This is a genomic window from Sphingomonas telluris, assembly GCF_022568775.1.
Classification (GTDB): Bacteria; Pseudomonadota; Alphaproteobacteria; order Sphingomonadales; family Sphingomonadaceae; genus Sphingomicrobium; species Sphingomicrobium telluris.
In genome coordinates, this window is the sequence record NZ_JAKZHW010000001.1 from 1,344,694 (window position 1) to 1,370,566 (window position 25,873).

25 protein-coding genes are annotated in these 25,873 nt (G+C 64.3%); 16 read left to right on the top strand and 9 right to left on the bottom strand.

Translation table 11 applies throughout. The features are described 5' to 3' along the window. Positions 1-58: 58 nt before the first annotated feature. Together LZ016_RS06900 and parC are read right to left on the bottom strand one after the other, a co-directional pair. Positions 59-1,738, bottom strand: coding sequence for a putative bifunctional diguanylate cyclase/phosphodiesterase (locus LZ016_RS06900; RefSeq protein WP_241446663.1), 1,680 nt, complete (start codon positions 1,736-1,738; stop codon positions 59-61). Between the two features lie 147 nt (positions 1,739-1,885). Then, positions 1,886-4,111: a DNA topoisomerase IV subunit A gene (parC, locus tag LZ016_RS06905; protein WP_241446664.1), complete on the bottom strand. Its 2,226-nt coding sequence runs from the start codon at positions 4,109-4,111 to the stop codon at positions 1,886-1,888. A 134-nt stretch (positions 4,112-4,245) separates the two neighbouring features. Between parC and LZ016_RS06910 the strand changes: the two genes are divergently transcribed. Continuing rightward, positions 4,246-4,440: a hypothetical protein gene (locus LZ016_RS06910; protein ID WP_241446665.1), complete on the top strand. Its 195-nt coding sequence runs from the start codon at positions 4,246-4,248 to the stop codon at positions 4,438-4,440. Positions 4,441-4,442: 2 nt separating this feature from the next. On the opposite strand, the gene LZ016_RS06915 is transcribed toward LZ016_RS06910, so the two are convergent. Next, a complete protein-coding gene (locus tag LZ016_RS06915) occupies positions 4,443-4,661 on the bottom strand; it encodes a hypothetical protein (RefSeq protein WP_241446666.1) in 219 nt (72 codons plus the stop codon). Between the two features lie 59 nt (positions 4,662-4,720). After that, a complete protein-coding gene (locus LZ016_RS06920; RefSeq protein WP_241446667.1) occupies positions 4,721-5,713 on the bottom strand; it encodes a LysR substrate-binding domain-containing protein in 993 nt (330 codons plus the stop codon). 82 nt (positions 5,714-5,795) lie between these two features. On the opposite strand from LZ016_RS06920, the gene LZ016_RS06925 reads away from it, so the two are divergent. The 4 genes from LZ016_RS06925 (at position 5,796) to purC (ending at position 9,213) form a co-directional block, all read left to right on the top strand. Next, entirely contained in the window at positions 5,796-5,987 is a 192-nt protein-coding gene (locus LZ016_RS06925; protein ID WP_241446668.1) for a hypothetical protein, read from the top strand. Between the two features lie 20 nt (positions 5,988-6,007). Then, a complete protein-coding gene (locus LZ016_RS06930) occupies positions 6,008-6,193 on the top strand; it encodes a hypothetical protein (RefSeq protein WP_241446669.1) in 186 nt (61 codons plus the stop codon). Between the two features lie 135 nt (positions 6,194-6,328). After that, the gene (locus LZ016_RS06935) at positions 6,329-8,350 is read left to right on the top strand and encodes a S9 family peptidase (RefSeq protein ID WP_241446670.1); all 2,022 of its coding nucleotides are present in this window, start codon (positions 6,329-6,331) and stop codon (positions 8,348-8,350) included. A gap of 83 nt (positions 8,351-8,433) precedes the next feature. Further along, on the top strand, positions 8,434-9,213 hold the full coding sequence (gene purC / locus LZ016_RS06940; protein WP_241446671.1) for a phosphoribosylaminoimidazolesuccinocarboxamide synthase: 780 nt from the start codon (positions 8,434-8,436) through the stop codon (positions 9,211-9,213). Between the two features lie 3 nt (positions 9,214-9,216). Here purC and LZ016_RS06945 read toward each other — a convergent pair whose 3' ends face one another. Then, complete coding sequence (locus LZ016_RS06945; RefSeq protein WP_241446672.1) at positions 9,217-9,519, bottom strand: hypothetical protein; 303 nt, start codon at positions 9,517-9,519, stop codon at positions 9,217-9,219. Between the two features lie 57 nt (positions 9,520-9,576). On the opposite strand from LZ016_RS06945, the gene LZ016_RS06950 reads away from it, so the two are divergent. The 3 genes from LZ016_RS06950 to LZ016_RS06960 all read left to right on the top strand — a co-directional run bounded on the left by LZ016_RS06950 (position 9,577) and on the right by LZ016_RS06960 (position 14,949). Beyond that, a complete protein-coding gene (locus LZ016_RS06950) occupies positions 9,577-11,739 on the top strand; it encodes a primosomal protein N' (RefSeq protein WP_241446673.1) in 2,163 nt (720 codons plus the stop codon). A 59-nt stretch (positions 11,740-11,798) separates the two neighbouring features. Further along, the gene (locus tag LZ016_RS06955) at positions 11,799-13,343 is read left to right on the top strand and encodes a hypothetical protein (RefSeq protein ID WP_241446674.1); all 1,545 of its coding nucleotides are present in this window, start codon (positions 11,799-11,801) and stop codon (positions 13,341-13,343) included. 82 nt (positions 13,344-13,425) lie between these two features. Further along, positions 13,426-14,949: a hypothetical protein gene (locus LZ016_RS06960; protein WP_241446675.1), complete on the top strand. Its 1,524-nt coding sequence runs from the start codon at positions 13,426-13,428 to the stop codon at positions 14,947-14,949. Positions 14,950-14,952: 3 nt separating this feature from the next. Here LZ016_RS06960 and LZ016_RS06965 read toward each other — a convergent pair whose 3' ends face one another. Beyond that, a complete protein-coding gene (locus tag LZ016_RS06965) occupies positions 14,953-15,963 on the bottom strand; it encodes a bifunctional transcriptional activator/DNA repair enzyme AdaA (RefSeq protein WP_241447474.1) in 1,011 nt (336 codons plus the stop codon). Positions 15,964-16,059: 96 nt separating this feature from the next. Continuing rightward, positions 16,060-16,527, bottom strand: a complete 468-nt coding sequence (locus LZ016_RS06970) for a DUF1203 domain-containing protein (protein WP_241446676.1) — start codon at positions 16,525-16,527, stop codon at positions 16,060-16,062. A gap of 94 nt (positions 16,528-16,621) precedes the next feature. Between LZ016_RS06970 and LZ016_RS06975 the strand changes: the two genes are divergently transcribed. The 8 genes from LZ016_RS06975 (at position 16,622) to LZ016_RS07010 (ending at position 24,350) form a co-directional block, all read left to right on the top strand. Beyond that, positions 16,622-17,476, top strand: a complete 855-nt coding sequence (locus LZ016_RS06975) for an endonuclease/exonuclease/phosphatase family protein (RefSeq protein WP_241446677.1) — start codon at positions 16,622-16,624, stop codon at positions 17,474-17,476. A gap of 148 nt (positions 17,477-17,624) precedes the next feature. Beyond that, the gene (locus tag LZ016_RS06980; RefSeq protein WP_241446678.1) at positions 17,625-18,179 is read left to right on the top strand and encodes a F0F1 ATP synthase subunit delta; all 555 of its coding nucleotides are present in this window, start codon (positions 17,625-17,627) and stop codon (positions 18,177-18,179) included. A gap of 2 nt (positions 18,180-18,181) precedes the next feature. Beyond that, a complete protein-coding gene (gene atpA, locus LZ016_RS06985) occupies positions 18,182-19,711 on the top strand; it encodes a F0F1 ATP synthase subunit alpha (RefSeq protein WP_241446679.1) in 1,530 nt (509 codons plus the stop codon). A 1-nt stretch (position 19,712) separates the two neighbouring features. Next, on the top strand, positions 19,713-20,600 hold the full coding sequence (locus LZ016_RS06990; RefSeq protein ID WP_241446680.1) for a F0F1 ATP synthase subunit gamma: 888 nt from the start codon (positions 19,713-19,715) through the stop codon (positions 20,598-20,600). Positions 20,601-20,627: 27 nt separating this feature from the next. Then, complete coding sequence (atpD, locus tag LZ016_RS06995) at positions 20,628-22,157, top strand: F0F1 ATP synthase subunit beta (protein WP_241446681.1); 1,530 nt, start codon at positions 20,628-20,630, stop codon at positions 22,155-22,157. Between the two features lie 6 nt (positions 22,158-22,163). Then, entirely contained in the window at positions 22,164-22,349 is a 186-nt protein-coding gene (locus tag LZ016_RS07000) for a glutathione S-transferase (protein ID WP_241446682.1), read from the top strand. Next, positions 22,349-22,609 (top strand): ATP synthase F1 subunit epsilon, encoded by a 261-nt coding sequence (locus tag LZ016_RS07005; RefSeq protein ID WP_241446683.1) that lies wholly within the window; start codon positions 22,349-22,351, stop codon positions 22,607-22,609. The genes LZ016_RS07000 and LZ016_RS07005 overlap by 1 nt, the downstream gene beginning before the upstream one ends. 196 nt (positions 22,610-22,805) lie before the next feature. Next, positions 22,806-24,350: a TadA family conjugal transfer-associated ATPase gene (locus LZ016_RS07010; RefSeq protein WP_241446684.1), complete on the top strand. Its 1,545-nt coding sequence runs from the start codon at positions 22,806-22,808 to the stop codon at positions 24,348-24,350. Here the strand turns inward: LZ016_RS07010 and LZ016_RS15675 are convergent. Beyond that, entirely contained in the window at positions 24,253-24,894 is a 642-nt protein-coding gene (locus LZ016_RS15675) for a GNAT family N-acetyltransferase (protein WP_366512888.1), read from the bottom strand. The two genes, LZ016_RS07010 and LZ016_RS15675, sit on opposite strands and share 98 nt — an antisense overlap. Before the next feature lie 134 nt (positions 24,895-25,028). Beyond that, positions 25,029-25,871 (bottom strand): hypothetical protein, encoded by an 843-nt coding sequence (locus LZ016_RS07020; protein ID WP_241446687.1) that lies wholly within the window; start codon positions 25,869-25,871, stop codon positions 25,029-25,031. Positions 25,872-25,873: the final 2 nt, after the last annotated feature.

Consider the following 25,873-nt stretch of genomic DNA (forward strand, 5'->3'; position numbering starts at 1 on the left):
CTAATGATTATCCGCTAAAAAGTGTGTGCCTGAGGGCACAGGTTCAAGCGCGCCAAGATCAGGGGCGCCGGCGCGACTTCCAATAGTCCAGCGCTTCTGCGGGTTCGAGCGGCTTCGCAAAGTAAAAGCCCTGCCCACTTGCACAACCGAGCGTTGCCAGCGTGGTCGCCAACTCGACCGTTTCGATGCCTTCGGCCGTCGTCGACATGCCGAGCGCGTCGGCAAGGCTGAGCACGGCGCGAACGATTGCGACGCTGTCCGGATCAACCATCATGCCGGTCACGAAACTGCGGTCGATCTTAAGAACGTCGATCGGCAGGCGTTGCAGATATGCGAGGCTCGAATAGCCGGTGCCGAAATCGTCCATCGCCACGGTCGCTTCGAGCGACTTCAACGCGTCGAACACGCGCGTGGCGCGCGCCGGATCCTGGACGATTGAGCTTTCCGTCAGCTCGAGGGTCAGCCGATCCCCCGTTAGACCACTCGATTTGAGGGCGCTCTGGACAACCGACGCGACGTCGTCCCGGGCGACCTGGATGGCCGACAGGTTCACGCCGACGTAGACGGGGAGCCGCTCACCGGCCTCTTTGTCCCAGGCCGCCAATGTGTCGGCCGCCTTGTGCATGGCCCAGCGGCCGAGCTGCAGGATGAGGCCGGATTCCTCGGCGACCGGAATGAACTCGGTCGGGCTGATCTCTCCGCGGTCCTCGTGGTTCCAGCGCGCGAGCGCCTCGAAGCCCGCCACCTCGCCCGACTTCAGGTTGATCAGCGGCTGGTAGAAGAGCTTCAGCTGGTCCTTGTCCAAGGCGCGGCGCAGCTCGGTCTCGATCGAGAAGCGGCGGCGCGCCTCGCTCGCCTGCTTGGCCTCATAGACCTGAGGCCGTCCGACCTGCTTGGCCTGCTTCACGGCGAACTGGGCGTTGCGGAACAGCTCTTCCGCTTCCTCGCCCCCGTTCATCAGCGCGAGGCCGATGGCGCATTCGACCCGAATCTCCAGGTCGGAAATCTTGAAGGGAGCCGCCATCACTTCCTGGATGCGGTCGGCGGCCGCCAAAGCGTCCGCGACACCGCGGCGAAGGGTCACTAGCACGCCGAACTCATTGCCGCCGGTTCGGGCGAGCACGTCGCCTCCGCGGAGCGCCGACATCAGGCGGCGGGCGAAGGTGATCAGCAGCTCGTCGCCGGCGAGGCTGCCCATGCTCTCGTTGATGCGCGAGAAGCGGAGCATATCCACGACCAGCACCGCGTGCTGCACCTCGCGAGTCACATTCTCGCCAGCCTGCTCGACCTTTTCGGTGAAGGCCAGGCGGTTCGGAAGACCGGTCAGGCTGTCCCGCAGCATCTCGGCCCGCAGTGCGCGTTCGGCCTGAGCCTCCACGGTCCGGTCGACGACGCTGAGGAGACAACGCTGCGTGCCCTTCCCGCCGGCCGGCAAAGGGGCGAGCTTCAGGCGGAAATAGCGCCCTGCGACCCCGTCGCCATCGCGGAAGTCGAGCTCATCCGGGCCGATCGGGTTTGCAAAGAATGCGTGGAGCAGGTCGGAAATCGGGCCGTCGCGCAGGCATTCGGCGTCATTCCAGTTGAGCGCGGTGCAGGTCGACAGCTCGACCGTGTCCTTGAAGCGGTTGTTATGGGATAGGACGTTCAGGCTGCCGTCGTCGCCCATCCCAATGATCGCGGCCGCAATCGGAAGCGCACCGAGCAAGGCCGCATCGTCGGCCGTCGCCAGGTGCGGCATTGCACGGATTTTGTCCCCCTGCCGAACCCTCTTTCGATCCGGCAGGCGGTTAAGAGCGGCCTGCATGCTGAATCGTTTACGAGCCGCAGGTTAATGCGGAGTATCCGATAGCCTCACAATTGACTTGATTTCAGTCAATATCCGCGATCAGCCGAAGCGGTTAGAGCGAGGGAAGCCGATCGGCGGCATCCGTCCGGCTGCGCCGCGCGCGGCACGCCAGGGTGTGAGATCGGTTTCAGTCCGGGTGCGGCCGCTGTCGCCTCCAAGCGCCCAGCTCAGGCCGTCGGTCAGCCGGAAGGCGATGAAATCGGACAAGCCACCGTCCCGATAACGCTGCAGCGTGACTCCCTGTCCGCGCGCAAGCTCGGGAAGCTCGGCGATCGGGAACACCAGCATCTTGCGGTTCTCGCCGACGACCGCGACCGTGTCGGCCTCCTTCGGAACCTCGCGCACGACGGCGACCTTCGCGCCGGTGCGAAGGTTGACCAGCTGCTTGCCCTTGCGCGTTTCCGCCAGCGTCGCCTCGCTGCTGGTGAGAAAGCCCTTCCCGTCCGTCGACGCGACGAGGAGCTTCATCTCCGGCCGAGCGATCATCAGGCTGACGATCTCGACTTCCGGATCGAGGTCGATCGAAAGCCGAACGGGCTCGCCGAAACCGCGGCCACCCGGAAGTTTGTCGCAGCCAAGCGTATAGACACGGCCGTTGGCGGCGAAGAGCGCCAGCTTGTCGGTCGTCTGCGCATGGAAGATCGTGTCGAGCGCATCGCCTTCGCGGAATTTGAGCGTCTCGGCATCGTCGAGAGCGACATGGCCGCGCATGGCCCGGATCCAGCCGCGCTGCGACAGGATGACGGTGATCGGCTCCTTCTCGATCATCGCGGACCAGTCGATCTCGCGCGTCGCCGGGACTTCCTCGATGCGCGTACGGCGGTCGTCGCCGAACTGATCCTTGATGGATGCGAGGTCCTTCTTGATCCGCCGCCGTTGCCGCGCGGGCTCGGCGACCAGCTTCTCTAGCTCGTCTCGCTCCTTGGCGAGCTTCTCGCGCTCGCGACCGATCTCCATCTCCTCAAGCTTGCGCAAGCTGCGCAGGCGCATGTTGAGGATGGCTTCGGCCTGGCGATCGCTGAGTGAGAACTCCTCCATGAGGACCGCCTTGGGCTCGTCCTCGGTGCGGATGATCTCGATGACGCGGTCGAGATTGAGGTAGGCGACGAGGAAGCCGTCGAGCAGCTCCAGCCGGTCGTCGATCTTGCCTATGCGGACCTGCGACTTGCGGACCAGCACTTCGATCTGGAACTTGAGCCAGGCCGACAAGGCCTCCTTGAGGCTCATCACCAGCGGCGTGCGGTTCTCGTCCAGAACGTTGAGGTTGAGCGGGAAGCGCACCTCGAGGTCGGTCAGGCGAAACAGGCTTTCGAGCAGCAGATCCGGGTCGACGGTCCGGGCGCGCGGCTCCAGCACGATCCGAAGGTCCTCGGCGCTCTCATCGCGAACGTCGCTCAGGATCGGCAGCTTCTTGTCGGCAATTAGCGTCGCGATCTGCTCGATCAGCTTGCCCTTCTGAACGCCGTACGGGATCTCGCTGACCAGCAGGTGCCAGCCGCCGCCCTTTTCCTTTTCGACCGTGACGCTGGCACGCAGTCGGAAACTGCCGCGGCCCGTCACATAGGCATGGGCGATGCTTTCGCGGCTGTCGACGAGCACGCCGCCCGTCGGGAAGTCAGGCCCCGACACGAAGTCCATCAGCGCCGAATCCTCGGCTTTCGGATTGTCGATCAGGTGCGTCGCCGCTTCGATCAGTTCACCGACATTGTGCGGCGGGATGCTCGTCGCCATGCCGACCGCGATGCCGCTGGCGCCGTTGGCGAGCAGGTTCGGGAACAGGCCGGGGAAAACTTCCGGTTCTTCTTCCTCGCCATTGTAAGTCGGGCGAAAGTCGACCGCGCCCTCGTCGATGCCGGCCATCAGGGCCATGGCGACGGGCGTCAGCTTGGCTTCGGTGTAGCGGTAGGCGGCGGCGTTATCGCCGTCGATATTGCCGAAGTTCCCCTGCCCGTCGACGAGCGGGTAGCGAAGCGCGAAGTCCTGCGCGAGGCGGACCATCGCATCGTAGACGCTCTGGTCGCCGTGCGGGTGATACTTGCCGATGACGTCGCCAACGACGCGCGCGCTCTTTTTGTAGGCGCCGGCCGGATCGAGACGAAGCAGCCGCATCGCCCACAGCAGCCGGCGATGGACCGGCTTCAACCCGTCGCGAACGTCCGGAAGCGAGCGCGCGGTGATGGTCGAAAGGGCGTAGACGAGGTACCGCTCGGATAGTGCGGCGTCGAGCGGCGTCTCTATGACGGAGGATTCGGAATTCGGGTCCATTGCCCACGCTTAGCAATGCCTGAGCGGGCTCGTCACCTACGTTAGTGCGGCGATCATCCAGGCACCGTATCAATCCCTAGCGAATTGATTTTTCGCGCCTTTCAATCGTGACTTCCTCGTTGGGGGGCAAGTTGGTGTCAGCGTATCGCGTCTACTGCCTCGACGGGGCGGGAAAGGTCTGGGCGGCCGAATGGATCGAAGCGGAAGACGATTCCGCGGCGCTCGCTGCTGCCCGCGAGATCAACGGGGCAACCCGCTACGAAATCTGGGAAGGACAAAGGCTCGTCGGGCGCATCCAGGTGGATCCGCAGATCTCCGAGGAAGATTGAAATCAGCCGGCCTTCTTGGGCCCGCAATCGCCAATCTTCGTCTTGTCCGCCTTGGGCTGCGGAGGCGAAGCCTTCGCGGTTTCCACCTTCTTCGGTTCAGGCTTGGGCTGAGGCGCGGCAACCGGCTTATTCAGAGTAAACTTCGTCGCGGCGCAGGTCTCGTCGGCCTTCGTCGCGGGGGGTGCGGCGGCAGCCAGCAAAAGTCCGAGAGCAATGATCATCGTGAACTCCTCGCTGGCCGGTTAGAGGGCCGGGCCTGAACGCGCGATGGATACGCACGTCACGCGGCCTCGCGGTTCCGGGTCTCTTCCATTACCGCCATCAGCCATTCGCGGAAGCGCTTGATCTTGGGCACCATGCGGCGCTCTGGCGGGATGCACAACCAGTAAGCCCAGCCACGCGCGGAAATGCGATCGGGGAACGGCATGGCCAGTCGCCCGGCCGCCACGTCCCCGGTCCATAGGAAGGGCGTCAGCAAGGCGAACCCCTGCCCCGCCATCGCCGCGTGACCCTCGTTGGCCTGATTGTCGAGGCGAACACCGGGCCGCCGCAGTGCCTGTTCGTCCGGGGCCACGCCATTGTCGCAGAACCATTGCTGCCACCAGTCGTCGCCCGGATTGATGAGATGCGCGGTCGGCATGTCCGACGGCTCGAGCTTTCGCCCGAGCTTGCCTTCGATGGCGGCGATGCATTCCGGACTGGCCATCGGCGTAAACTGGGATTCGAAGAGCTTGTGGCACTCGAGACCCTGCCAGTTGCCGGGTCCCGCACGGATCGCGACGTCGGCATCGCCCGCCTTGAGATCGATCAGCTCGTTGCTCGTCGCCATGCGCACTGCGAGCTCGGGATGCGCCATCTGGAAAGCGCCGAGCCGCCACGCCAGCCAGGTGTTCGCGAATGTGTGCGTCGTCGTGATCGTCAGGAGGCTCTCATCCTCCTCGCGGTGCGAGGCGAACGCGGTCTCGATGGAATCGAATGCCTGGCTGAGCGTCGGGAGGAGGCGCTGGCCGAGAGGCGTCAAACGGGCCCGCCCGCGCTCCCGAACGAACAATGGCGCACCCAGCCGCTCCTCCAAGGCCTTCACCTGATAGGAGACTGCCGCCTGGGTCAGCCCAAGCTCCGCCGCAGCGGCCGTGAAGCTCTCATGGCGAGCCGCTGCCTCGAATGCCCGGACAGCGGCGAGTGGAGGAAGGCGACGCATCAACTCACATAAGCTCAGCTTATTACCTTTGTCGAGGCTTTGATTGGCGCCGTAACGATCGAAATCGTACATGAATCCCACGCCGTCGCCGGACCTTTTGGGATCCTCTCCCCAGCCCCCTTCCGGCGGCGGCGAAAAAGGAGGAGCGAAAAACATGGCTTATGGACTGAACCCGCGCCTGTTTATCGAGAACGGGCCCGCAATACAGGCTGCCGAAGCGCATGCACGCAGCTCGAGCGCCGCCTTTCACGCCTGGGGTCGCCTGGACGCAAGAGGCCGGATCGAGCTCGTCGAAAAGGCGCTGAAGCACGCCAACGACCGCGACGCTTTCCCGCTCGCGCTTTAGGTCAGGAAAGGATGATCACCATGGTCGACGAGATCTACGATCGGATGTTCCAGGAAAACCGCGCTCAAATGAGCCGCGATTTCGGACAGCTCTTCAGCGGTATCGGCCGCGAGATCGGCAAGAGCCTGAAGGCAATGCATCAGTTCGAGTGGAATGCGCCCTGGGCCATCAAGGCCAAGGCATCGAAGGATGTCGGATGCGCATGACGCTCGCGTGAGGGGCAGGACAAGCACGCGACCTGCCCCTCATGATTCCTGTTAACTCAAGCACTTCTCAAGAAAGACTCGCTTCCCGAACAACTTAGGTGCAGCTTCCGCCCTCGCATTAACCAGGGGGCACAAATGCGCACATTCACAAAGCTTGTATTGTTGGCTTCCACGATGGTCGCTCCGTCTGTCGCGGCGGCGCAATCGGGCGACGTTCCCTTGATCGAGCGCGCCAAGCTCTTCGGAAATCCCACCAAAGCCATCGGGCGCATCTCTCCGGACGGCAAGTGGATCAGCTACACCCAGCCGCGCGACGGCGTGATGAACGTCTACGTCGCTCCGGTCGGCGATCCGGACAATGCGAAGCCGCTCACCAATGAGCGCGAGCGGCCGGTCCGCTCCTACTTCTGGTCACCGGATTCGAAACAGATCCTGTTCATCCAGGACAAGGGCGGCGACGAGAATTTCTTGCTCTACGGAGTGGACGTCGCGACCGGAAAGCAGACGACACTCACGCCATTCACCAAGACGCGCGCGCAGCTTGTCGGTTCTTCGAACAAGCATAAGGACCGCGTCCTCGTCGGCCTCAACAATCGCGATGCGAAGTGGCACGACGTCTACAGCCTCAACCTGAAGACCGGGAAGCTGACGCTCGTTCAGAAGAACGACGGCTACGCCGGCTTCCTCGCCGACAACGATCTGAAGCTGCGCATGGCGCTCAAATCGCGCGACGATGGCGGCACGGACTACTACAGGATCACCAACGGGAAAATCGAAGCGAAGCCGTTCGCGACCGTTGGTCTCGACGACTCGCTGACGACGTCGCCCGCCGGCTTCAACGCGGACGGCTCCATCCTCTATTGGATCGATAGTCGCGGCCGGAACACGGCAGCCCTGATCGCCCAAAACGTCGCCAGCGGCGAGCAGACCGTCATTGGCGAGAGCCCCAAGGCGGACATCGGATCGGTCCTGACCAATCCGAAGACTTTGGCGGTCGAGGCCTATCAGGCGGAGTATCTCACGCCCGAATGGACCCCGGTCGACAAGGAGATTGGGGCGACCCTTGATTGGCTCAAGTACAAGCTGGGCGCCACGCCGGTCGTCCAGGCACGGACGGATGCCGACGACAAGTGGATCGTCACCGCCGACAAGGTGACCGAGCCGGCGACCGTCTATCTGTTCGATCGCAAGGCCGGCACTCTGACCAAGCTCTACACCGGCCGTCCCGATCTCGTCGGAGCGCCGCTGGTCCCGATGCATCCGGTCGAAATCAAGGCACGCGACGGCCTGGCGCTGCCGAGCTATCTGACCCTCCCCGCGAACGCCGACGCCAACCGGGACGGCAAGCCCGACCATCCTGTCCCGATGGTCCTGGTCGTCCACGGCGGCCCGTGGGGACGCGACGGCTACGGCTACGACCCCTATTCGCAATGGCTGGCGAACCGGGGCTATGCCGTGCTGCAGGTCAACTTCCGCGCCTCGACCGGCTTCGGGAAGGACTTCCTCGCTGCAGGCAACCTGCAGTGGGGCAAGAAGATGCAGGACGACCTGACCGACAGCGTCGCCTGGGCGGTCTCGAACGGCATCACGACAGCGGACAAGGTCGCGATCCTTGGTGGAAGCTATGGCGGCTACGCCACGCTGGCCGGACTGACCTTCACGCCGGAGACCTACGCCTGCGGCGTCGACATCGTCGGCCCGTCGAACCTCTTCACCCTGCTGGGCACGATCCCGCCTTACTGGGAGTCGTTCAAGCAGCAGTTCTACCAGCGCATGGGCAATCCCACGACCGAAGACGGAAAGGCGCTACTGAAGGCCGCCTCGCCGCTGACCTTCGCCGACAGGATCAAGAAGCCCCTGCTGATCGGCCAGGGCGCCAACGACCCGCGCGTGAACAAGCGTGAGTCGGATCAGATTGTCGAGGCCATGAAGGCCAAGGGCATTCCGGTCACCTACGTGCTGTTCCCCGACGAGGGGCACGGCTTCGCCCGTCCTGCGAACAACATCGCCTTCAATGCGGTGGCGGAGAACTTCCTGCAGACCTGCCTCGGCGGCCGCGCCGAGCCGATCGGCGACGGCCTGAAGGGCTCGACGATCCAGGTGCTGCAAGGCGCCGACATCGTGAACGGCCTGAAGCAATCGATGGCCAGCAAGTAAGCAACGGCTGCTTCATTGCGGCGGGGGAGCGGGTCGCCTATAGGCCCCGCTCCCTTCTTTTGAGTTGGAGTGAAGCGACAGCAATGGCCCGGCGCCGCCAGATCTACGAAGGCAAGGCGAAGATCCTCTACGAGGGTCCGGAGCCCGGCACGCTCATCCAATATTTCAAGGACGACGCGACCGCGTTCAACGCGCAGAAGCGCGGCACGATCAGCGGCAAGGGCGTGCTCAACAATCGCATCTCCGAGCACATCTTCCTCGCGCTCCAGACGATCGGCGTCCCGACGCACTTCATACGCCGCGTCAACATGCGCGAACAGCTGATCCGGCAGGTCGAGATCGTCCCGATCGAGGTCGTCGTACGCAACGTCGCGGCGGGATCGCTGACGAAGCGCCTCGGAATCGAGGAAGGCACGCAGCTGCCGCGGACGATCATCGAATATTATTACAAGGACGATGCGCTCGGCGATCCGATGATCTCCGAAGAGCATATCGCCTGCTTCGGCTGGGCCAGCCAGGAAGAGATGAACGACATCGCCGACATGGCGATCCGCGTGAACGACTTCATGAGCGGCATGTTCGCGGCGATCGGCATCCGCCTGATCGACTTCAAGCTGGAGTTCGGACGGGTGTGGGACGGCGATTACGCCCGCATCATCCTAGCCGACGAGATCAGCCCCGACGGCTGCCGCCTTTGGGATCTCAAGTCGAACGAAAAGCTCGACAAGGATCGCTTCCGCCAGGACCTCGGCGGCGTCGAGGAAGCCTATCAGGAGGTGGCGCGACGCCTCGGCCTGCTTCAGGGCGACGTGGAGAACGCGGTCCTCGACTTCGATCAGCACCGCAAGAAGCGGGGCAAGTAGGGTTCAGCTTTCGATCACCTCGAAGTGGGTGACCTCCGGCTCCAGCTCGAGCAGGAAGTCCCGGTCGAAGTCGTAATATTTGGCCTTGAGCAGGTCGTCGCCCGCGTACCGGCCGATCGCTTCGAGATTCTCCCAGAGGGTGAACATCTCGACGTCGACAACATCGCCGTCGTGGCGGTGCAGGCACCAGGCGCCGCGGTTGCCCTCGGTTGATCGATAGTCGGCAAGGCCTACATCGCGCATCAGCCGCAGATATTCCTCGGCCTTCGAAGCCGGCACTCGCCCGTGCCACCGTCTTGCAATCATCGGACTAGTCCTCTTGTTAGAGGTCCTCGTCCCGCAGCCCCGCAGTATCCTTAGCCGATGAACCGAGCCCGTGTCGTTACCCTCAATGCAGCGCTCGGGCCGCTCGACTATCGCGTGCCCGACGACATGCATGTAGAGCCGGGGACGGTACTCGTCGCGCCGCTCGGGCCGCGGCAGCTGCTCGGCGTGGCGTGGGAGCCGGAGCGGCTTCCTACGGAGGAGGTCGGTGACAACCGGCTTAGGCCGATCGTCGGCACGCTCGACGTAGCGCCGATCGCGGCGCCGCTCCGGCGCCTAGCCGAGTGGACGGCGGACTATTATCTCGCGCCGCTGGCGTCGGTGCTGCGGATGATCGTGCCGTCATCAAGCGCACTGGAAGGGCCGCGGCAGCTGACGGAATACCGTCCCACCGGGCTCGTGCCCGACCGGATGACGCCTCAGCGGTTGAAGGCGCTGGCTATGCTCGAAGGACGGCAGGGTACGGTGCGGGAGTTGGCCGACCATGCGGGCGTCAGCGATGCGGTCATGCGCGGGCTGGTGAACGCGGGAGCGCTGGAAGCTGTCGCGGTAGAAGCCGATCGACCGCTCCCCTGCCCCGACCCCGATTTCGCGCCGCCGGACTTGTCCGAGGAGCAGACGGAAGCCGCCCGCTCGCTCTCCGCGGCCATCGGCAAGGGCTTCGACCCCGTGCTGCTCGACGGCGTGACGGGTTCCGGAAAAACCGAGGTGTATTTCGAAGCGATCGCGGAGGCCCTGCGTCAGGACAAGCAGACGCTGGTGCTCCTTCCCGAGATCGCGCTGACCGAGCCCTTCCTGAAGCGCTTCGAGGCGCGTTTCGGCTGTGCGCCGGTCGCCTGGCATTCCGACCTGCGCTCGTCCCAGCGTCGGCGGGCCTGGCGCGCAATCGCGAGCGGCGAGGCGAAAGTCACGGTCGGCGCACGGTCGGCACTGTTCCTGCCCTACGCGAACCTCGGCCTGATCGTCGTCGACGAAGCACACGAGCCCAGCTTCAAGCAGGAAGACGGCGTTCAGTATCACGCCCGGGACGTTGCTGTGATGCGAGGCAAGTTCGAGGACATCCCGGTCATCCTGTCGTCAGCTACGCCGGCGATCGAAACACGACACATGGTCGAGATCGGCCGTTATCGCGAGGTCACGCTCAGCAACCGCTACGCGGGCGCGAGCATGCCCGAGATGCGCGCCATCGACCTCACGCAGGACCCGCCGCCGCGCGGGCGCTGGCTGGCGCCCAGCCTGGTCGCGGAGCTGGAGGCGAACCTCGAACGCGGCGAGCAGTCGCTGCTGTTCCTCAACCGCCGTGGCTTCGCGCCGCTAACCCTGTGCCGGCACTGCGGTCACCGCTTCCAATGCCCGAACTGCACGGCATGGATGGTCGAGCACCGCCTGATGCACCGCCTTGCCTGCCATCATTGCGGGCATGTCATGCCGCCCCCCAAGGCCTGCCCGGAATGCGGCGAGGAGGACAGCCTCGTCGCCTGCGGGCCAGGCGTCGAGCGCATCGCCGACGAAGTCGCGGCGCTCTTCCCGGAAGCGCGCACCGCGATCGTTACTTCCGACACGATCTGGTCGCCTGCTCGTGCGGCGGAGTTCGTCGCTTCGATGGAAGCCGGAGCGATCGACATCGTCATCGGGACGCAGCTGGTGACGAAGGGATACCACTTCCCCAACCTGACGCTCGTCGGCGCAGTCGACGCCGACCTCGGCCTCGCGGGCGGAGACCTTCGTGCGGCGGAGCGCAGCTTCCAGCAGATCCAGCAGGTCGCGGGACGCGCCGGGCGGGGCGACAAGCCAGGGCGCGTGCTCGTGCAGACGCATGAGCCGGACGCGCCGGTCATCGCCGCGCTCGTCTCCGGCGATGCGCCAGGCTTCTACGCAGCGGAAACAGAAGCGCGCCGCGACGCCGCCATGCCCCCGTTCGGAAGGCTTGCAGCCATCATCGTCTCGGCAGAGATCTCGGCCGACGCAGAGGCAGTCGCTCGCCGCATCGGGCATGCGGCCCCAAAGGTGGAGGGCATGGCGGTCTTCGGGCCGGCCCCTGCCCCGCTTGCGATGCTTCGCGGCCGCCATCGCCAGCGTCTGCTGGTTCACGCCGCACGGAGCCTCGATGTCCAGGACGTCATTCGCGACTGGCTGGCCGGCATTGAATGGAGCTCGAAGGTGCGCGTCGCCGTCGACGTCGACCCGTACAGCTTCCTCTAGACGCGCCCGATCAACTGCCTAGGTTAACTCCCGCTCGGGCTCGAGGGGGAGCGAACAGCATGCGAGTACAATACTTGGTCGCGGGATTGGTCCTGTCGGCCTGGTCGGCGGCGGCGCCGGCCGCCTGGCAGAAGGCCAGCAGTCCGCATTTCATCATCTACGCCGACGACAAGCCTGAGCGCCTTCGCGCCTATGCGGAGAAGCTCGAAAAGTTCGACCAGGCGGTCCGCTACGCGCGCAAGATGCCGGACTATCCGGTCGGAGACGGCAATCGCGTCACGATCTATGTCACCCGCACCGTCAGTGCCGTGCAGCGGCTCGCGAACGATCAGAGCCGCATGGTGGCCGGTTTCTACATTCCGCGCGCGGAAGGGCCCCTGGCCTTCGTGCCGAAGACGACGGGCTTCGCGGACATGGATGCGGACGTGGTGTTCTTCCACGAATATGCGCACCACCTGATGCTGCAGGAACTCGACCGGCCTGTCCCGGAATGGCTGGTCGAAGGCTTCGCCGAATTCATGTCGACCGCGACGTTCGAGAAGGACGGTCGCGTGGCGCTCGGCCGTGCAGCCAATCACCGTGCAGTTGGACTATTCTACACCGAAGGCCTGCCGCTCGAGACGCTGCTCGCGGGCAATTACGACCGGCTGACCGATATCCAGCGCGAGTCTATTTACGGCAAGGGCTGGTTGCTGACCCACTATCTGGCTTTTTCCGATACCCGAAAGGGGCAACTCGACACCTACATCAACGCGATCGGCAAAGGCACTCCGGCGCTGGACGCCGCTCGCACCGCGTTCGGCGATCTCAAGCAGCTCGATCGCGATCTCGACAAATATCTGAAGCAGCGGACCATCCTCACGCTGTTCATCGGTGCGGATATCTTCAAGCCGGTTGCCATCGACGTCCAGGCGCTCTCAGCGGGCGCGGCCGAAGTCATCCCGCTCCGAATGGAATCCAAGCGCGGCGTCAATGGCAAGACGGCGGAACCGCTCGCGGTGAAGGTGCGCAAGATCGAGGCGGCCTATCCAAATGACCTGCTGGTCGAAGTGACCCTGGCGGAAGCGGAGATCGATTCCGGGCATCCTCAAGCTTCGGAAGCGGCGGCGGATCGCGCCCTCGCGATAGACCCAAGGAACATCGAAGCGATGATCTTCAAGGGCCGCGCGATCATCGCCGGCGCGCTGGAGAGCAAGACCGAAGACCGCAAGAGGTTCGACGAAGCGCGGACCTGGTTCTTGCGCGCGAACAAGCTCGACACCGAGGATCCCGAGCCGCTGATGGAGTTCTACAAGAGCTTCGTGATGGAGGGACTGGCTCCGACGAAGAATGCCGTCGAGGCGCTGCACTATGCATCCAACCTCGTTCCGCAGGACGCCGGGCTTCGGCTCAATTCGGCCGTGCGATACTTGCAGGACAAGGATGCCAAGAAGGCCCGCGAAACGCTCGCTCCCATCGCCTACGACCCGCACGGGCGGGGAATGGCGTCGATGGCCAGGAACATGATTACCAAGATCGACGCGGGCGACGCTGCGGGTGCGAAGAAGCTCGCTGAGCAGGGCGAAACGGACGAAGGTGACGCGACCGGGTCACAGGCACATTAAATCGGCGACCGAGTGCTTGCTGAGGTTCCGAACGGCAGCTAACCAGCTGAAATCGTCGCGTTTTCGAGGGGGATTGAAGTCGATGTTGAAGTATCTTCTGGCCGGCGCCGCCGCATTGTTCGCAGCGACCCCGGGCCAGGCCGCGTGGCACGAAGCAAAGTCCAAGCATTTCATCGTCTATGCGGATAAGGATCCGGCGGCGCTGAAGGCCTTCTCCGAAAAGCTGGAGCGCTTCGATTCGGCCGTTCGCGAGGCGCGTGGCGTGCCGGACGTGAAGCCGGGACAGTCGACGCGCGTCACCCTGTTCGTGCTGAGAGACATCGGCGCGGTTCAGAAGATCCTGGGCAAAGGGAGCGACGGCGTCGCCGGCTTCTATCTCCCGCAGGCCAACGGCTCGGTCGCCTTCGTTCCCGACCGCCACGACACCAGCAAATGGGGTCTCAGCGGCGAGAGCATCTTCTTCCACGAATATACGCACCACCTGATGCTTCAGGATGCGGACCGGCCGCTGCCGACCTGGCTAAGCGAGGGCTTCGCTGAATTCTTCGCAAACCCGGAATTCACGCCGGACGGCAACGTCGTGATCGGCCGCCCGCCGCTCTATCGGGCCGAAGCGCTCTATACGATCTGGGGCCTGCCGCTCGATAAGATGATCAGCGGCGATTACCTCTACGTCACGGCCGCCGAATATGAGTCCATCTACGGGCGCGGCTGGCTGCTGACCCACCTGCTTTCGTTCGACATGTCGCGCCGCGGCCAGCTCACGAAATATCTCAACGAGATCCAGAGCGGCGTGCCGGCTCTCAAGGCGGCGCAGGATTCGTTCGGCGACCTCAAGGCGCTCGACAAGGAGCTGGAGCGCTACTTCCGCAAGGACGTCTTCACGGTGACGACGATCCCCGCCTCCAAGCTGAACGTTCCGCCGGTCACGATTCGCGACCTCAGCAACGGCGAGGAGCAGCTGATCGACGCCAAGATCCGCCTCGCGCGCGGCGGAGATGACGTGCGCGCCAGGGATTACCTCACGAAGGCTCGTGCCATCGCTGCACAGAGCCCTGAGGACGTCAACGTGCTCACCACGCTGTCGCAGCTGGAGCTCTCGGCGGGGAATGCGAAGGAAGCGGCCGACGCAGCGAACAAGGCGCTGGCAAAGAATCCGCAATCGTTTGATGCGCTGATCGCCAAGGGGCGTGCCGGCACGGCTCTGGCCAAGGCGAACCCAGCGGGCGCGGATTGGAATGCGGTCCGCGCACCCTTCCTGCAGGCGAACAAGGTCGACCCGGAAGCGGCCGAGCCCCTGGTGCTCTTCTACCGCAGCTTCGTCGCCGAAGGGGTGAAGCCGACGAAGAACGCGGTGGATGGCCTAATCTACGCCGTCGCGCTCGCGCCGCAGGATTCGAAGCTGCGCATGGAGCTCGTCGGGCGCCTCATCGAGGACAACCGCCTCGACGATGCCAGCCAGGCCATCTCAACACTCGCCTACAGCCCTCACCGCGGCAAATGGCACGACGCGACCGTGGCCGTCCTGGAGCAGCTGAAAGTCCGCAACCAGGCGATGGCGAAGGAGAAGTGGCAGGCGGCCCAGAAGTTCTTCCAGGACGCCTGACGCCTAGAGGTCGAGCGCTCCCTGCGTGGTCTCCTTCTCGGCATCGAGCAGCTTGCGCTTGCGGTCCAGACCGCCGGCATAGCCGCCGAGCGATCCGTCCGACCGGATCACTCGGTGGCAGGGCACGAGCACGGCCACCGGGTTCGATCCGTTGGCAGTTCCCACCGCGCGAACAGCGTTGGGCTGGCCGACCGCGGCGGCGATGTCGGCATAGCTGCGCGTCTCGCCGAGCGGGATCTTGCGGAGCTCGCTCCAGACCGCCTCCTGGAACGCGGTGCCGCGCACGTCGATCGGAAGCTCCGGCGCATCCTGCGGATGGTCGATCGCCGCAATGACACCGCTGATCAGGTTCGCCATCGAGCCGTCGTCCGGGACCAGGGTCGCGTTCGGGAAATGGCGGACAAGCGCCTCCTCGCCTTCGTCGAAGGTCAGCCGGCAAATGCCCTTGGAGGTCGTCGCGACCAGCAGCGGACCGAGAATGCTGTCGACCACGGTCCAGCGGATCGTCTCCCCGCGTCCGCCGTCGCGCCACGCACAGGGCGTCATCCCGAGCCTCTCCTTGGCGTCGGCGTAAAAGCGGCTGGGACCGGAGTATCCGGCTTCGTAGATCGCTTCGGTCACTTGCTCGGTCTCCCCCAGGGCATCGGCCGCACGCTTGGCGCGAAGGCCGCGCCAGTATCCCGCGGGCGAGACGCCGAGGTCGCGCTTGAAGATGCGCTGGAAATGGTGCGGCGCGTAGGACACTTCGGTCGCGAGTTCCGCCAGGTTGGGCGCGTCTTCGGCTGCTTCGATAAGCTTCACCGCCTTGGCCACCGCCTCACGGTCCCGGCCGACCTCGTCCGGCTTGCACCGCATGCAGGAGCGGTAGCCGGCGGCCCGAGCCTCCTCGCCGGTGGCGAAGAATTCGACATTGTCGCGCTTGGGGCGCTTCGCCGGGCAGCTGGGCTTGCAGTAGATACCCGTCGTCTTGACCGCGCCGATGACCCGGCCGTCCCAGCGGCGGTCGCGGCGCATGAAGGCCGCCCAGGCCGTATCGGCATCGAGACGCGACACGTTGGTCACAGTTTTCGATCTAGGCGCGGCAGTTGTGCGTGCAAGCGCTTCCATGGGTCAGGCCCTTTCGATCTTGGCTGAGAAGCAGCCGCGCGTGGCGTTGTGAGCGTGAATGCTGACGATGTCCGGGTTCTCGAACAGCTTGCGAATACCGGCGTCGGCCTCTCCCGGCTGGGTGAGCACAGCGTCGGCCATCATTCCGTCGGCGTCGAACCCGCGCAGCGACAGCACGCGCTTTTCGAAGACCGGCGGGACTTCATCGACATATTCCGCGGCCTCGTCCTCGCCCTCGGTGACGAAGATCGCATGGCTGGCGCGATACGGGTTCGCGACGTCGTGGCTGACGTGATTGAGCAGGAGCACCGTCTCGCCGATCGCGCGGTCCGTCAGGCTCACGCGGCACGGAAAGGTCGGGCTGCTGACGGTCATCCGGAACGCACCGCGGCTCGCCAGTTCCTCGTCGGACAGGCCGAAGAGCGGTTTGAAAGGCTCAGGATCGAGACCGGAAACGCGATAAGTCGGCATTCGAGTTCTCCTTATTGGAGACCTTCGTACCGACGCATGCGATGCAGCGCTTCCCGCGGCTTGCGGTCAAACACACCGCCTCTAAACCATCCGCATGATTACCTTGGCACTCGCGGCACTGGCCGCTTCTTCGCCTGCTCCGGCCACCTGCCCGCCGATGCGTGTGATGACGTACAACATCCGGCTAGACCTCGAATCCGATGGGGTGAACCGGTGGTCCAACCGGCGCGACCAATTCATCGGTCAGATCGGGCTGATGCGTCCCGCGATCCTCGGGCTGCAGGAGGTGGTGCCAGGCCAGAGGGCGGATCTCGAGAAGGCGTTTCCGAACTACAGCGTCCTCGGCACTGCCCGGGAGCCGGGACCTTCGGGCGAATCCGCCAACCTTGCGTTCGACCGCAATGTCTTCAGCCTGAAGACAAGCGGCACTTTCTGGCTGTCCCCCACACCCAACGTTCCCTCGAAGGGCTGGGACGCCGCGTACAGCCGCGTCGCGACCTGGGCGCACCTGGTCCGCAAGAGCGACGGCCGTAAGTTCCTCGCACTCAACACGCACATGGACAATGAAGGGCAGCAGGCGCGCCTCGAAGGCGCTCGCCAGATCACCCGATGGCTGGCGGCCAACCGTCAACCCGGTGAGGCGGTCCTCGTCACTGGCGACATGAACACGGAGCCCAACACTCCTCCGCTTCAGGAACTGACCTCGGCCAAGCTGGGCCTGCGCGATTCCCGGGTCGTTTCGAGGACACCGCCCGTCGGACCGGACGGGACGTGGAACGACTTCAACGCCCTGCCCTTGCCGAAGGACAGGATGCGCATAGACTTCGTGCTGGTCGACCCGAAGATCGAGGTCGAACGCTACGGCGTGCTCGCCTGGCACTTCGACGACAATCGCGTCGCTTCGGACCATTTCCCGGTTGTCGCGGATCTCGACGCCTGCCGCCGATAGGACCTCTGCCGCAGAGTCCCGACGACCGCCTTGCATCACGAAAGACCCGCTGCTAGGGCCCCGCGCATCCCACATGGGGCGTCGGGGGAAACCTTGATATCGCCCTGTTTTTTCGTGGGGCACATTCCAGTTCGGGAGCTTTTGGCGCGTGGAGACATCCGGCGGCATTCAGGCCAGCTTAGCGGGACGATACGCCTCCGCTCTGTTCGACCTCGCACGCGATGAACGGCAGATCGATGCGGTCAGCCGCAGCCTCGACCTGCTCTCGCAGACGCTGGTGGATTCGCGCGACTTTGCCGAGCTGGTCGCGAGTCCGCTCGTCGACCGCGAGGAAGCCGCCAGGGCGTTCGCAGCAGTCAGCCAGCAGCTCTCGCTCGATCCGACCACGGCCAACTTCCTGGGCGTTCTGGCCAAGAACGGGCGGAAGAACCAGCTGCAGCCCGTCATCCGTCTCTTCCGGCGGATCGCGGCCGAGCATCGCGGCGAAACCACAGCGGAAGTCGTCACCGCGCACGCGCTCAAGGACGACCAGCTGGCCGCACTGAAGCTGCAGCTTCGTTCGCGCGTCGGCCGTGAAGTTTCGATCGAAACCCGCATCGACCCTGAAATCCTGGGTGGCATCGTCATCAAGCTGGGCAGCCAGATGATCGACTCCTCCATCCGCACCAAACTCAACAGACTCGCCGAGGCGATGAAAGGCTGAATATGGACATCCGCGCCGCTGAAATTTCCCGCGTCATCCGCGACCAGATCGCGAATTTCGACGCCGAGGCGGAGGTCTCGGAAGTCGGCACCGTACTGTCCGTCGGCGACGGCATCGCGCGCATCCACGGCCTCGACAACGTCCAGGCCGGCGAGATGGTCGAGTTCGACGGCGGCATCAAAGGCATGGCGCTGAACCTCGAAGCCGACAACGTGGGTGTCGTGATCTTCGGCTCGGACGCCACCATCCGCGAAGGTTCGACTGCCCGCCGCACCGGCACCATCGTCGACGTTCCGATCGGCAAGGGCCTGCTCGGCCGCGTCGTCGACGCCCTTGGCAACCCAATCGACGGTAAGGGCCCTATCGAGTTCACCGAGCGCCGCCGCGTCGAAGTGAAGGCGCCGGGCATCATCCCCAGGAAGTCGGTGCACGAGCCGGTGCAGACCGGCCTCAAGGCGCTCGACGCCCTGGTTCCGATCGGCCGCGGCCAACGCGAGCTGATCATCGGCGATCGCCAGACCGGCAAGACCGCCGTCGCTCTCGACACCTTCATCAACCAGAAGCAGGCCAATGCTTCGGGCGACGAGAGCCAGAAGCTCTATTGCATCTACGTTGCAGTCGGCCAGAAGCGCTCGACCGTCGCGCAGATCGTCCGCGCGCTCGAAGAGAATGGCGCGATGGAATATTCCATCGTCGTCGCCGCCACCGCTTCGGAGCCCGCTCCGCTACAGTATCTCGCGCCCTACACGGGCGTCGCGATGGGCGAGTACTTCCGCGACAACGGCATGCACGCCGTGATCGTGTACGACGACCTTTCCAAGCAGGCCGTCGCGTATCGCCAGATGTCGCTTCTGCTCCGCCGTCCGCCGGGCCGCGAAGCCTATCCGGGCGACGTCTTCTATCTCCACAGCCGGCTCCTCGAGCGCGCTGCAAAGATGAACGACGCCAACGGCAACGGCTCGCTCACGGCTCTGCCGATCATCGAGACGCAGGCGGGCGACGTGTCGGCCTACATTCCGACCAACGTCATCTCGATCACGGACGGCCAGATCTTCCTCGAGACCGACCTGTTCTACCAGGGCATCCGTCCGGCGATTAACGTCGGCCTTTCGGTCAGCCGCGTCGGTTCGTCCGCGCAGACCAAGGCGATGAAGAAGGTCGCCGGCTCGATCAAGCTGGAGCTCGCGCAATACCGCGAGATGGCCGCCTTCGCTCAGTTCGGTTCGGACCTCGACGCCGCCACGCAGAGGCTTCTGGCCCGCGGCGCCCGCCTGACCGAGCTGCTGAAGCAGCCGCAGTACAGTCCGATGCCGGTCGAAGAGCAGGTCGCCTCGATCTTCGCCGGTACGCAAGGCTTCCTCGACAGCGTGGAGGTTCGTGACGTGGTTCGTTACGAAGCGGCGATGCTGACCTTCCTGCGCAATGAACACGGCGAAATCCTCAAGAGCATCCGCGACAGCAAGGCGCTCGACGACGACACGGCCGGCAAGCTCAAGGAAGCGCTGACCGAGTTCGGGAAGACGTTCGCATAACATGGCGAGCCTTAAGGCCCTCAAGATCCGCATCGGCTCGGTGAAGTCGACGCAGAAGATCACCAAGGCGATGAAGATGGTCGCCGCCGCCAAGCTGCGCCGTGCGCAGCAGGGTGCGGAATCGGGCCGTCCCTACTCTGCCCGCATGGGCAGCGTCGTGTCTTCGCTCGCTGCAAAGGTCGCCCGTAACCCGGAGAGCCCGGCTCTCCTGGCCGGCACGGGCAAGGACGACACGCACCTGATCGTCGTGGTGACGAGCGACCGCGGTCTCGCGGGCGCGTTCAACACGAACATCCTGCGCGCCGTCCGCGTGAAGGCGCAGCAGTTGGTGGCTGAGGGCAAGACCGTCCTGTTCTACATCGTCGGCCGCAAGGGCCGTCCGCTGATCCAGCGCATCGCCCCGAAGGCGATCGTCGGCCAGTACGACACGACCGCGATGAAGACGCCGAGCTACGCCGACGCGCAGGCGATCGCTCAGGACCTTATCGATCGGTACACGACCGACAAGATCGACGTCGTGCACCTGGCGTTCGCGAATTTCCGTTCGACGCTGCTCCAGGAGCCGGCGGTCGAGCAGATCATCCCGGTGCCGCAGGTCGAAACCTCCGAGGCGGGCAATGCGCCGGCTTCGCTCGCAGCGGTCGAGTATGAGCCGGACGAGGAAGAGATCCTCGCCGACCTCCTGCCGCGGAACATCGCGATCCAGATTTTCCACGCTTTGCTGGAAAACAATGCGGGCTTCTACGGCTCGCAAATGACCGCGATGGACAATGCGACCCGCAATGCCGGCGACATGATCAACCGGCTGTCGATTCAGTATAATCGCCAGCGCCAGGCCGCGATCACCACCGAACTCGTTGAAATCATCTCCGGCGCTGAAGCGCTGTAACGAAACACGAAGCCAAGGAAGACAGACATGGCAACCGCCGCTCCCGAGACCAAGCCCCGCAGCCGAGCCAAGAAGGCCGACGCGCCGACTTCCGGTTCGGGTTCCTCAGTCGAGCAGCAGACCGGCAACCTTGTCGGCCGCGTTGCCCAGGTCATCGGCGCCGTCGTCGACGTCGCGTTCGAAGGCGAGCTCCCGCCGATCCTCGCCGCTCTCGAGACCGAGAACCAGGGCAACCGTCTCGTGCTCGAGGTTGCTCAGCACCTTGGCGAAAACGTCGTCCGCACGATCGCGATGGACTCCACCGACGGCCTGACCCGCGGCCAGACGGTCCGCGCCACGGGCTCGCAGATCCGCGTGCCGGTCGGCCCGAAGACTCTCGGCCGCATCATGAACGTCATCGGCGAGCCGATCGACGAGCGCGGCCCGATCGGCAGCGACCTCAGCGCCTCGATTCACGCGGACGCACCGGCCTTCGTCGACCAGTCGACCGAAGCCAGCATTCTGGTCACCGGCATTAAGGTCATCGACCTGCTCGCGCCTTACGCGAAGGGCGGCAAGATCGGCCTGTTCGGCGGCGCAGGTGTCGGCAAGACCGTGCTCATCCAGGAGCTGATCAACAACATTGCGAAGGGCCACGGCGGTGTCTCCGTGTTCGCCGGCGTCGGCGAGCGCACCCGCGAGGGTAACGATCTCTACCACGAGTTCCTCGAGGCAGGCGTTATCGCCAAGGACGCCGACGGCAATCCGACGCCGGAAGGCTCCAAGGTGGCGCTGGTGTTCGGCCAGATGAACGAGCCGCCGGGAGCACGCGCCCGCGTCGCCCTTTCGGGTCTGACGCAGGCCGAATATTTCCGCGATCAGGAGGGACAGGACGTCCTGTTCTTCGTCGACAACATCTTCCGCTTCACGCAGGCGGGCTCGGAAGTGTCGGCGCTTCTCGGCCGTATTCCTTCGGCCGTGGGCTACCAGCCGACCCTGGCGACCGACATGGGCACTCTTCAGGAGCGCATCACGTCGACCAACAAGGGTTCGATCACTTCGGTGCAGGCCATCTACGTGCCGGCCGACGACTTGACCGACCCGGCGCCGGCGACGTCGTTCGCCCACTTGGACGCCACGACCACTTTGTCGCGTGCGATCTCCGAGCTGGGCATTTACCCGGCGGTCGACCCGCTCGACTCCGTCAGCCGCGTTCTGACCCCGTCGGTCGTGGGTCAGGAGCACTATGAAGTCGCTCGTGCGGTCCAGGAGACGCTGCAGAAGTACAAGTCGCTGCAGGACATCATCGCGATCCTCGGCATGGACGAGCTTTCCGAAGAGGATAAGCTGGTCGTCAGCCGCGCCCGCAAGATCCAGCGCTTCCTGTCGCAGCCGTTCCACGTGGCCGAGGTGTTCACCAACATCCCGGGCAAGTTCGTGCAGGTCGAAGACACGGTCCGCTCGTTCAAGGCGGTCGTGAACGGCGAGTACGACCACCTTCCGGAAGCGGCCTTCTACATGGTCGGCGGCATCGACGAAGTCGTCGCCAAGGCCGAGAAGCTGGCCCAGGAAGCCTAAGCGGAATTGGCCGACCGGCTTCGCCTTGAGGACTGCGTCAACGACGTCTGTCCCTGGTCGGGGGAGCCGGTCAGCGCCGACAGCCTGACGCTCTACAAGGGCGAGGTCGTCGGCTTCTGCAATACGGGCTGCCGCGACAAGTTCGAAGCAGCCGCAAGCGCGTTCGACGCGGCGATTGAAGGTAAGAAGTAATGGCCGATCTCAGGTTCGAGCTCGTCACCCCCGACCGCCTGGTCATGGCCGATGACGTCTACATGGTCGTCGTCCCCGGCACCGAGGGCGAGTCCGGCATCCTGGCCGGCCACGCGCCGTACATGACGACGCTTCGCGACGGCGACATCGCCGTTTACCGCACCCAGGGCGCCCAGCCGGAGCGCATTCCCGTGACCGGCGGTTTCGCGGAAGTCAGTGAGCGCGGCCTGACCGTGCTGGCGGAGAGCGCGGGGGCCTAATCGCCCGTTCCGGCTTCGTTGCCGGAACTCACAGAAACCGGAAGCTGGCTCCGCGCGGATAATTCCGTCGCAATCAACCGGATGCGCCCGGAGCCGCGTGAACCGCGGAAAACTAAACGCAGTTAGCTTTTTCTAAAAGTTTGGCTCCTATTCACCATTCCTGACTTTCGGCGGAATCGCAGGAAACGGGAACGGAATGAACGCATTCGGCAAGCGCGGCAATCTGAGCAGCGGCGGCGGTGGCCGCCCGAGCTTCGGCGTCGCAAAACCGATGAAGGGTGGCTCCGGTGGGGGGTCTTCCTCCTCCACCGCCCCCGCACCTGAAGGCGGAGAACAGTTTCCGCCGGTCGCCGATCTGACGTCCGACGTGGACGGCGGCGGCTACCCGGAGGCGCAAGAGGTTCAGTCGGCGGCGATGGATCGCCTCAACAGCCGCCAGAACGCCAGCGGCGAGGCCGCCAGCAGCAAGACCGAGGGCTTCGAGGCTGCGGTCCACCGCATCAAGGAGCAGGTCCTCCCTCGCCTTCTGGAGCGCGTGGACCCGGAAGCCGCGGCGACGCTCAACAAGGACGAGCTCGCCGAAGAATTCCGCCCGATCATCAGCGAGGTTCTCGCCGAGCTGAAGATCACCCTCAACCGCCGCGAGCAGTTCGCTCTCGAGAAGGTTCTCGTCGACGAGCTTCTGGGCCTCGGGCCGCTCGAGGAGCTGCTCGCCGACCCAGCCGTCAGCGACATCATGGTCAATGGGCCGGACCAGACCTTCATCGAGCGCAAGGGCAAGCTTGAGATCGCGCAGATCCAGTTCCGCGACGAAGAGCACCTCTTCCAGATCGCGCAGCGCATCGTGAACAAGGTTGGGCGCCGCGTCGACCAGACGACGCCGCTCGCCGACGCCCGTCTCCAAGACGGCAGCCGCGTCAACGTCATCATCCCGCCGTTGTCGCTTCGCGGCACGGCCATCTCCATTCGTAAGTTCTCCGAGAAGCCGATCACGCTCGACATGATGAAGGGCTTCGGCTCCATGTCGGAGAAGATGGCGACAGTGCTAAAGATCGCCGGCGCATCGCGCATGAACGTGATCATCTCCGGCGGTACCGGCTCCGGTAAGACGACCATGCTCAACGCCTTGTCGAAGATGATCGACCCGGGCGAGCGCGTGATCACGATCGAGGACGCGGCCGAGCTTCGTCTGCAGCAGCCGCACTGGCTGCCGCTCGAAACCCGCCCGCCGAATCTCGAGGGCCAGGGCGCGATCACCATCCGCGACCTCGTCATCAACGCCCTGCGTATGCGTCCTGACCGCATCATCCTCGGCGAAATTCGCGGCCAGGAGTGTTTCGACCTCCTGGCGGCCATGAATACGGGTCACGACGGTTCGATGGCCACGCTCCACTCCAACAGCCCGCGCGAATGCCTGGCTCGTATGGAAAACATGGTCATGATGGGCGACATCAAGATCCCGAAGGAGGCGATTAGCCGCCAGATCGCGGACTCGGTCGACATCATCGTCCAGGTGAAGCGTCTCCGCGACGGTTCACGCCGCACGACGAACGTTACCGAAGTGATCGGCATGGAAGGCGAAGTGATCGTCACACAGGAGCTGTTCAAGTTCGAGTATCTGGACGAGACGCCCGATGGAAAGATCATCGGCGAGTACCGCTCCATGGGCCTGCGTCCCTACACGCTCGAAAAGGCCAAGCAGTTCGGCTTCGACCAGCCGTACCTCGAAGCCTGCCTCTAAGCCGCTCGGCGGCACTTTGGGGGCGGGCCAAGCGCAATTCGGACCGAGCGTCAGGATTTGAAAACTCCCACCGCCAAGCCTCGTCCAAGCCCTCGCCCACTTGATGAAAGCCGATCCGTTCGAGGATTCGTGTCGACGCGTCTTGCTCCGGCCGGGTGAAGCCGATGACGCGCAGACAGGGGTCGGCCTTGCGAGCGATCTCGAGCAATTGTTCGGCCATCGCAGTAGCGATCCCGCGACCTTCGAACTCAGGAAACGTGTGGTAGGCAATTTCAACGGCACCCGCCGCTGGAGGGCCGACAAAGGCCGCTGTTCCTACAACGCGATAGGAGTCGTCACGGCAAAAATATCCTAGCCAGGGTGAGACGCTCCGCCGCTTGCGATAAAGTTCGCTGGTTGAACGTGCGAGATCGCGCACGCACTCGTGTATGTCCGAGAAGTTGGGCGCGTCCTCAAGGGTGCTCAAGTCGCCGTCGGACAGACATTTCGCCGTTGCCGGATCCAACGCGTGAAGGCGAAATCCCCGCATCGTAACCGGCTCCATGCCTGGCGCCCATGAACACGACCGTCGGACCGGTTAAGCGCATCGACGGCGCTCGGCAATCTGCTTGCCACCAAACCTCCGGTTACCTACGCATTCGCCGTGCTGCTGGAGCAAATCCTTCCCGACTGCGCGCTTCATTCACTCGACGTGCGGCGCGATTCACGGGGAGCATTGCTCGCGCTGGAGGCGGAGCGGAACGTCCCCTTCAAGATCGAGCGGGTTTCAGTGCCCTTGAAGCCACGGTGATTAGGCGTGTGAAGCACCCGCACCGGGCCCGTCCTGCCGTCGTGAGCGGAATAGCGCGGCTTGGCAGTCCAAGCATCCGTGTCGACAACGAAGAACTGGTTCAAGGTAACGTCCCAGCGCCCGAGCCCGTCGATCATCATGCCGGCGACAACTGCATCGGCACGCCTGCTCCAGTGATCCACCCGCTTCGTCGTTCGGCCCTCCCGAAGAGCGAGGTCCGGATAAGATGCGAGGAGTCCGTAGCGCAGCGAAGTGTCGACAATGCGCGAGTAGATGTAGAAGTCCCCTCCGAAAGGCATGACCACGACCCTGACTCCCGCACGGCGGAACAGCCAGGATTCGAGCCGCCAGCACAACGTGGCATCGAGCGCAAACCCAAGAAACGAAATGTGCACCACTCGGGCGTTTCGAAGTACCCAGCAGAGCGCGATGCAGCCTCCCAATCCAAACCGAGCCTTGGCGGGTAGGAACGCGGGAGCAAAATCCTCGAAATAAAGATCGAAGTCTGACCGTTCGTTAATCGGGAAATGATTTTGCATGACCGTGACGCTCGCGTACCCGGCCTGTTGCATCGCTTTCGACCAATACTTGTTCGAGATGAGCGGCATGCTGCCCCACACCAAGCTCTTGCGCTTCCTGGAAGGCACCAGCGCAGCAAGGAAGAACAGGGGCAGGAAGGCAATGACTGCCAAATTCCACAATATTGCCTTCCCGAGCGGTAACCTGCTCATTT

Bases quoted from the DNA above. Each gene is read 5' to 3' on its own strand.
- LZ016_RS06900 (WP_241446663.1), bottom strand. From the start codon at position 1,738: ATGCCGCACCTGGCGACGGCCGACGATGCGGCCTTGCTCGGTGCGCTT.
- parC (WP_241446664.1), bottom strand. From the start codon at position 4,111: ATGGACCCGAATTCCGAATCCTCCGTCATAGAGACGCCGCTCGACGCC.
- LZ016_RS06915 (WP_241446666.1), bottom strand. From the start codon at position 4,661: ATGATCATTGCTCTCGGACTTTTGCTGGCTGCCGCCGCACCCCCCGCG.
- LZ016_RS06920 (WP_241446667.1), bottom strand. From the start codon at position 5,713: ATGTACGATTTCGATCGTTACGGCGCCAATCAAAGCCTCGACAAAGGT.
- LZ016_RS06925 (WP_241446668.1), top strand. From the start codon at position 5,796: ATGGCTTATGGACTGAACCCGCGCCTGTTTATCGAGAACGGGCCCGCA.
- LZ016_RS06930 (WP_241446669.1), top strand. From the start codon at position 6,008: ATGGTCGACGAGATCTACGATCGGATGTTCCAGGAAAACCGCGCTCAA.
- LZ016_RS06935 (WP_241446670.1), top strand. From the start codon at position 6,329: ATGCGCACATTCACAAAGCTTGTATTGTTGGCTTCCACGATGGTCGCT.
- purC (WP_241446671.1), top strand. From the start codon at position 8,434: ATGGCCCGGCGCCGCCAGATCTACGAAGGCAAGGCGAAGATCCTCTAC.
- LZ016_RS06945 (WP_241446672.1), bottom strand. From the start codon at position 9,519: ATGATTGCAAGACGGTGGCACGGGCGAGTGCCGGCTTCGAAGGCCGAG.
- LZ016_RS06950 (WP_241446673.1), top strand. From the start codon at position 9,577: ATGAACCGAGCCCGTGTCGTTACCCTCAATGCAGCGCTCGGGCCGCTC.
- LZ016_RS06955 (WP_241446674.1), top strand. From the start codon at position 11,799: ATGCGAGTACAATACTTGGTCGCGGGATTGGTCCTGTCGGCCTGGTCG.
- LZ016_RS06960 (WP_241446675.1), top strand. From the start codon at position 13,426: ATGTTGAAGTATCTTCTGGCCGGCGCCGCCGCATTGTTCGCAGCGACC.
- LZ016_RS06965 (WP_241447474.1), bottom strand. From the start codon at position 15,963: ATGCGCCGCGACCGCCGCTGGGACGGCCGGGTCATCGGCGCGGTCAAG.
- LZ016_RS06970 (WP_241446676.1), bottom strand. From the start codon at position 16,527: ATGCCGACTTATCGCGTTTCCGGTCTCGATCCTGAGCCTTTCAAACCG.
- LZ016_RS06975 (WP_241446677.1), top strand. From the start codon at position 16,622: ATGATTACCTTGGCACTCGCGGCACTGGCCGCTTCTTCGCCTGCTCCG.
- atpA (WP_241446679.1), top strand. From the start codon at position 18,182: ATGGACATCCGCGCCGCTGAAATTTCCCGCGTCATCCGCGACCAGATC.
- LZ016_RS06990 (WP_241446680.1), top strand. From the start codon at position 19,713: ATGGCGAGCCTTAAGGCCCTCAAGATCCGCATCGGCTCGGTGAAGTCG.
- atpD (WP_241446681.1), top strand. From the start codon at position 20,628: ATGGCAACCGCCGCTCCCGAGACCAAGCCCCGCAGCCGAGCCAAGAAG.
- LZ016_RS07005 (WP_241446683.1), top strand. From the start codon at position 22,349: ATGGCCGATCTCAGGTTCGAGCTCGTCACCCCCGACCGCCTGGTCATG.
- LZ016_RS07010 (WP_241446684.1), top strand. From the start codon at position 22,806: ATGAACGCATTCGGCAAGCGCGGCAATCTGAGCAGCGGCGGCGGTGGC.
- LZ016_RS15675 (WP_366512888.1), bottom strand. From the start codon at position 24,894: ATGGAGCCGGTTACGATGCGGGGATTTCGCCTTCACGCGTTGGATCCG.
- LZ016_RS07020 (WP_241446687.1), bottom strand. From the start codon at position 25,871: ATGAGCAGGTTACCGCTCGGGAAGGCAATATTGTGGAATTTGGCAGTC.